This is a genomic window from Kitasatospora putterlickiae (assembly GCF_039527695.1).
Lineage (GTDB): Bacteria > Actinomycetota > Actinomycetes > Streptomycetales > Streptomycetaceae > Kitasatospora > Kitasatospora putterlickiae.
Genome location: NZ_BAAAKJ010000552.1, coordinates 316 through 6,488 on the forward strand (window position 1 = coordinate 316; position 6,173 = coordinate 6,488).

Genomic DNA, 6,173 nt, shown 5'->3' on the forward strand with positions numbered 1-6,173 from the left:
GCCCCCGGGCCGCGGCCGGCCGGGTCGTGTCCGGTGAAGTCGTCGGGCAGTCCGGGCATCGCGGGCACCGTCCGTTCGAATCGGGGGTGGGTGACGTGTCCCATGCTCCCCGAAACCCGGGGGGCGCGGCGCGGAATGCGGCAATCCTCAGGGAGGAATCAGGGGTGTGCGCTCGATCGGTCGCCGGTGAGGAGGAGACGCCTCCCCCTCGCGCGGTAGCCGGGGCCCCGACCGGGGCGAACGCGGGGGCACCGGTGCGGTCGGGTGCGGCGCGTGAGTCACCCGGCGCCCCAGCGGGCGAGATCGGCCGGGGTGTCCAGGTCGTCCGGTACGGCGACATCGGCGCACTCGACGAGCGTGAGGTCGTCCGGATGCGCCGCCAGCAGCGCGCGCGCCCCCGTGTCGCCGCGCGCGCCCTCCACCGCCTCGGCGAAGTACCGGGCCCCGATCAGCACCGGGTGCCCGCGCCGGCCGCCGTACGCCGCGGCGGCCAGCTCCGCGCCGGCCCGGTGCGCGGCCAGCAACCGGGCCACCGCGGCCGGGCTCACCCCCGGCGTGTCCACCAGCATCACCAGCGCCGCCGGGGACCGGGCGGGCAGCGCGGCCAGGCCGGCGCGCAGCGAGGACCCCAGGCCGTCCGCCCAGTCCGGATTGGCCACTAGCCGGCAGCCCGGCAGATGGGCCGTCGACCGCACCCGCTCCCGGGCCGCGCCCAGCACCACCGTCACCTCCCGGCAGCCGCCCGCGCGGACCACCGCCACCGCGTGCTCCACCAGTGGCCGGCCCCGGTACCGGATCAGCGCCTTCGGCCGCCCGCCCAACCGCCGTCCGCCCCCGGCGGCCAGCACCAGCGCGGCCACCGCATCGCTTCGTCCCATGCACCCAGCGTGCCCGCCCGCACGGCGCCGCACAGCCCGCCCGGCGGCGGTCGGACGATGCCACGACCGCCGCGCCCGCCCGCCGGGCGTCAGCTCTCCGCCCGGGTCCGCGGCCGGGGGAAGTGGGTGCGGTAGGCGCGGGGCGTCATGCCGACGCGTTGGAGCAGGTGCCGGCGGAGCGAGTCGGGGGTGACGAAGCCGGTGCGGGCGGCGATCCGGTCGACCGGCAGGGTGGTGGACTCCAGGAGCTCCCGGGCCTGTTCAAGGCGCTGGGTGAGCAGCCACTGGAGCGGGGTGGTGCCGGCCTCGGCCTGGAAGCGGCGGTTGAGGGTGCGCACGCTCACCCCCGCGTGCGCGGCCAGCCCGGCCAGGGTGAGCGGTTCGGCGAGCCGGGCGAGGGCCCAGGCGCGGGTGGCGGCGAGCGAACTGCCGTCCGGGGCGGCCACCGGCGTCGGCAGGACCTGGCCCTGGCCGCCGTCGCGGACCGCCGAGACCGCCGCCAGCCGGGCCACCGCGTTGGCCACCGCCGCCCCGTGGTCGGTGCGCACCATGTGCAGGCAGAGGTCGATGCCGGCGGTGAGCCCGGCCGAGGTGAGCACCGGGCCGTCGTCGACGAACAGCGCCTGCGGGAGCACCCGCACCTGGGGGAAGCGGTGCTCCAGTGCGCCGGCCTGCACCCAGTAGGTGGTGGCGCTGTGCCCGTCGAGCAGTCCGGCCTGGGCGAGGACGAAGGCGCCGGTGCAGATCGAGGCCATCCGGGCGCCCCGGGCGGCCGCCGCGCGCAGGGCGGCGAGGATCCGTTCGTCGGCGTCGGCCCGGGAGGCCGAGCCGGTGACCAGCACGGTGTCCGCGTCGGCGATCGCGTCCAGGCCGTGCGGGACGACGACCTGGAGGCTGCTGGTGCTCGCCACCGGTCCCGGCTCGACCGTGCAGATCCGCACCCGGTAGGCCGGGTGGCCGTCCAACTCGGCGGAGCCGAAGACGATGTCGGGGATGGCGAGGTCGAAGGTGGTCACCGGGGGCACGGCGACGACCGCGACCCGGTGGACGTCCGCGGGCGGCCGTACGGACGAGTGCATGGCCAGAACCTCCGGAACCTTGGCAGCCGGAGCCCTGCCGCGCGGCGGGCCCCTGGCCGAGAGTTGATCACGGCGCCGCCAGTCCGGCGCCACCACCCCCTCCGCCAACCCGGGAGCCTCCCATGTCCTTCCACGTCGTCACCGGAGCCGGCCCGACCGGCACCGCCACCGCCCTGCGCCTGGCCGGGGAGGGCGAGCGGGTCCGTCTCGTCACCCGGCGCGGCACCGGCCCCGGGCACCCGGGCGTCGAGCGGGTCGCCGCCGACGCCACCGACGCCGACGCCCTCACCGCGCTGGTCGAGGGCGCGGCCTCGCTGATCAACTGCGCGGCCCCGCCGTACCACCACTGGCTGACCGGGTTCCCGCCGCTCGCCGCCGCCCTGCTGACCGCCGCCGAGCGGACCGGCGCGGGTTACGTCATGCTCGGCAACGTCTACGGTTACGGCCCGGTGGACGGCCCGCTCACCGAGGACCTGCCGGCCGCCCCGACCAGCCGCAAGGGCACGCTGCGCGCGGCCCTGTGGGCGGACGCGCTGGCCGCCCACGCGGCGGGCCGGGCGCGCGTCACCGAGGTGCGGGCGAGCGACTTCCTCGGCCGCGCCGCGACCTCGCTGTTCGCCTTCACCGTGGCGCCGGCCGTGGTGGCGGGCGAGCCGGTCGGCTACCCCGCCGACCTGGACGCGCCGCACAGCTGGAGCTACGTCGGCGACGTGGCCGGCACCCTGGTGGCCGCCGCGCGCAACGAGGCGTCCTGGGGCCGGGCCTGGCACGTGCCCAGTACCGGCGAGGCGTCCGCCCGCGAGCTGGCCGGGCTGCTGGCGACGGCGGCCGGTGCTCCGGAGCCGGCGCTCACCGCGATCGCGGCGGCGGACCTGGCCCGGTCCGGGGACGAGATGCTCGCCGAGGTCGAGGAGATGGGCTACCTGTACGACCGGCCGCTGCTGCTCGACTCGGCGGTCACCCGGGAGGTGCTGGGGGTGGCGGCGACGCCGCTGGAGACGGTGGTCGAGGAGATCGTCCGGGACCTGCGGGTGTGAGCTTCGCCATGATCGAAAAGGTCCGTGTTGTGGTGGCTTGACCCCCTGCGGGGCGGCTGGTCTGCTGGTGCGCCGTCAGCCGCCCGCCCACCTGGGGAGTCCCCGTGCCCGCCCGTCGTCGCACCACCCTGTCCGCCGCCGCCGTCGTCCTCCTGATATCCGCCGCGGTGCTGAGCAGTTGCTCGGACGACGGGAAGCGGGCGGACGGCGGCGCGTCCGCCGGTGCGGGGCCGGCGGGTTCCGCGGGCCGGGGGACCAGCCCGCTGGAGAACCCGGACGGCACCAAGCCCGGTCTGGCGCCGCTGACGTCGCCCGAGGAGCAGAAGTCGGGCCGGGAGCTGATCGCCAAGGTCGCCACCGCCGCGGCCGGCCCCAAGGACGGCTACGACCGCAATGAGTTCGGCCCGGCCTGGACCGACAACGTGGACGGCGTGCCCGGCGGCCACAACAACTGCGACACCCGCAACGACCTGCTGGCCAGGGACGGTTCGGCGGTCGAGCGCAAGGACGGCTCGAAGTGCGTGGTCACCTCGATGACCATCCACGACCCGTACACCGGCAAGACGGTGGACTGGAACAAGCAGCAGGCCTCGAAGATCCAGATAGACCACGTGATGCCGCTGTCCTACGACTGGCAGATGGGCGCGAGCACGTGGGAGAAGTCGAAGCGGGTGCAGATCGCCAACGACCCGCTGAACCTCATCCCGGCCGACGGCTCGCAGAACGCCTCCAAGGGCGACTCCGGGCCGTCCGCCTGGCTGCCCGCCAACCCGGAGATCCGCTGCGCGTACGCGGTGCGCTTCGCGCAGGTGTCGCTGAAGTACCGGCTGCCGGTGACGACGGCGGACAAGAAGGCGATGCTGCAGCAGTGCGGCGGCTGACGGGCGGCTGCGGTGAGAGCTGAGGAAACGTTTCCTCTGAGGGTTCGTCGCTGTTTGTCATGAAGTGCGCGCGGCGGGCGGGGGCGCGGCGGCCGGGGCGCCGTTAACCGTGTGATCGTCAGATGGTATTCGTGTGCGGTGCATTCGATGATCATCCGGTTCTCGCGACGCGCCCTGCCCGCCGTCGCCGCCGCCACCCTGCTGGCCGCCTGCGGCGGTTCGGGCGGCACCACCGGCGCGGCCTCCGGCGCGCCGTCCACCGTCGCGACCACCGCGCCCTCGCCCAGCGCGACCGGGACGCCCGTGCCGACCGCCACGCCGACGCCGACGCCGACCGTGAAGCCCACCGGCCAGGCGGACCCGGCCCTCCAGGCCTTCTACGGCCAGCAGCTCGCCTGGGCGGCCTGCAAGGACGACCCGAAGACCGAGAAGACCGACGAGTCGGCGGTGCAGTGCACCACCCTCAAGGTCCCGCTGGACTACGCCCAGCCGGCCGGCGAGACCCTGGACATCGGTGTCGCCCGGATCACCAGCGCCAAGCCCGGTGAGCGGACCGGCTCCCTCCTGGTCAACCCGGGCGGGCCCGGCGGCAGCGGCGTCGGCATGGTCCAGCGCGGCCAGAAGGACTACGACGGCCCGCTGCGCGACCACTACGACATCGTCGGCCTCGACCCCCGCGGTTCCGGCCTCAGCGCGCCGATCAACTGCCTGGACGACCGGACCCGGGACGCCTGGGTCACCAGCGAGGACCTCGGCCCCGAGCACGGGAAGGTCCTCGCGGAGGCCTGCCAGGCCAAGTACGGCAAGCTGCTGGAGCACGTCGGAACCCGCGACACCGTCCGCGACATGGACGTGCTGCGGGCCGCGCTCGGCGACCGGACGCTCAGCTACCTCGGGCTCTCCTACGGCACCTACATCGGCAGCGTCTACGCGGAGGAGTTCCCGGACCGCGTCGGCCGGCTCGTCCTGGACGGCGCGGTCGACCCGGCCAAGCCGCTGGCGGAGAACAACATCGAGCAGTACGCGGGCTTCGAGCGCTCGCTGCGGGCGTTCGCCGCCCACTGCGCCAAGCAGGCGCAGTGCCCGCTCGGCAAGGACCCGGACAAGGCGCCCGAGAAGCTCGCCGACTTCCTCGACGGGCTCAAGAAGAAGCCGCTCACCACCAAGGACGGCCGCGTCCTCACCTCCACCGCGGCCTGGACCGGAATGATCGAGGGCCTCTACGGCGACGAGAGCGCCTGGGACTCCCTGGCCAACAACCTCGGCTGGGCCATGGCCCGCGGCAAGGGCGACTACCTGCTCGCCTACGCGGACTCCTACAACAAGCGCGACAAGGACGGCCACTACAGCGTCTCCGCCGACGCCTACACCGCCGTCTACTGCGCCGACGGGGCGACCGGCGTCCCGACCGGCGAGGCGCTGCAGGCCGCGTACGCCGAGATGGCCGCCAAGGCCCCGCTGATCAGCCGGCGCGAGCCGGGAGCGGCGCTGTTCGACCCCGACTGCCGGAACTGGCCGTTCCGCTCGGCCGAGAAGGCGCACCCGATCACCTCGAAGGCCGCGACGCCGATCGTGGTGGTCGGCTCCACCGGCGACGCGGCCACGCCGTACGCCAACGCGGAGAAGCTCGCCGCCCAGCTCGGCAACGCCGTGCTGCTCACCCGCGAGGGCGAGGGCCACACCGGGTACGGGCGCAGCGAGTGCGTCCGCACGGCCGTCAACTCCTTCCTCGTCGACGGCACGGTGCCGGCCGCCGGGACGCGCTGCGCGACCGACGCCGCGCGGTAGCGGGGACCCGCCGTCGGGTCGGGCCGGGTCAGGACGTGGGGGGCCGGCTGAGGTCGTAGAAGGTCGAGCCGCCGACCGTCCTGGCGGTGTAGTGGCTCGTCACCCAGGCCTCGATCTCGGCGGTCTGCGACCGGCCCGCCTCGCCGCCCTGACCGGCCGGAGCGGCGTCGGTGCCGGCCGCCTCGCCGCCGACGGCGCCGAACGCGTAGCCGGCGATGAACCAGTGCACCTTGCCTTCCCGCACGTACTGCTGGAAGGCGCTCAGGCTGAGCGAGGGGTCGCTGATGTTGAAGCCGCCGAGGGCCATCACCGGGACACCGGAGGCGAGTTGGTAGCCGGCGGCGTACTGCGAACCACTGGCCGCGGCGGCCCAGCGGTAGCCGTCGGCGCCCTCCTTCAGCAGGGCGGCGGCCTCGTCGCTCACCTCGGCCCCCATCAGCAGCCCGCCCATGCCGCCGGGCCCCTCGCCCATGCCGCCCGTGCCGTCCGCGCCACCCGGGGCGCGGTTGC

Annotated in this window: 6 protein-coding genes; 3 read left to right on the top strand and 3 right to left on the bottom strand. The window is 75.3% G+C overall.

Annotation, left to right across the window (positions count from 1 at the left end; all coding sequences use genetic code 11):
• Positions 1–278: 278 nt before the first annotated feature.
• Both ABD308_RS39215 and ABD308_RS39220 read right to left on the bottom strand, forming a co-directional pair.
• Positions 279–878: a nucleotidyltransferase family protein gene (locus ABD308_RS39215; protein ID WP_344345888.1), complete on the bottom strand. Its 600-nt coding sequence runs from the start codon at positions 876–878 to the stop codon at positions 279–281.
• An 89-nt stretch (positions 879–967) separates the two neighbouring features.
• Positions 968–1,957 carry a GlxA family transcriptional regulator gene (locus ABD308_RS39220; protein ID WP_344345890.1) on the bottom strand — a complete coding sequence of 330 codons (990 nt, stop codon included), beginning with the start codon at positions 1,955–1,957 and terminating at the stop codon, positions 968–970.
• Between the two features lie 122 nt (positions 1,958–2,079).
• On the opposite strand from ABD308_RS39220, the gene ABD308_RS39225 reads away from it, so the two are divergent.
• The 3 genes from ABD308_RS39225 (at position 2,080) to ABD308_RS39235 (ending at position 5,663) form a co-directional block, all read left to right on the top strand.
• Entirely contained in the window at positions 2,080–2,994 is a 915-nt protein-coding gene (locus ABD308_RS39225) for an NAD-dependent epimerase/dehydratase family protein (protein ID WP_344345892.1), read from the top strand.
• A 104-nt stretch (positions 2,995–3,098) separates the two neighbouring features.
• Positions 3,099–3,875: an HNH endonuclease family protein gene (locus ABD308_RS39230; RefSeq protein ID WP_344345894.1), complete on the top strand. Its 777-nt coding sequence runs from the start codon at positions 3,099–3,101 to the stop codon at positions 3,873–3,875.
• A 147-nt stretch (positions 3,876–4,022) separates the two neighbouring features.
• A complete protein-coding gene (locus ABD308_RS39235) occupies positions 4,023–5,663 on the top strand; it encodes an alpha/beta hydrolase (RefSeq protein WP_344345896.1) in 1,641 nt (546 codons plus the stop codon).
• A 28-nt stretch (positions 5,664–5,691) separates the two neighbouring features.
• Here the strand turns inward: ABD308_RS39235 and ABD308_RS39240 are convergent.
• Positions 5,692–6,173: mannosyltransferase YkcB-related protein (locus ABD308_RS39240; RefSeq protein ID WP_486327052.1), on the bottom strand; the 482-nt coding region annotated here is incomplete at its 5' end.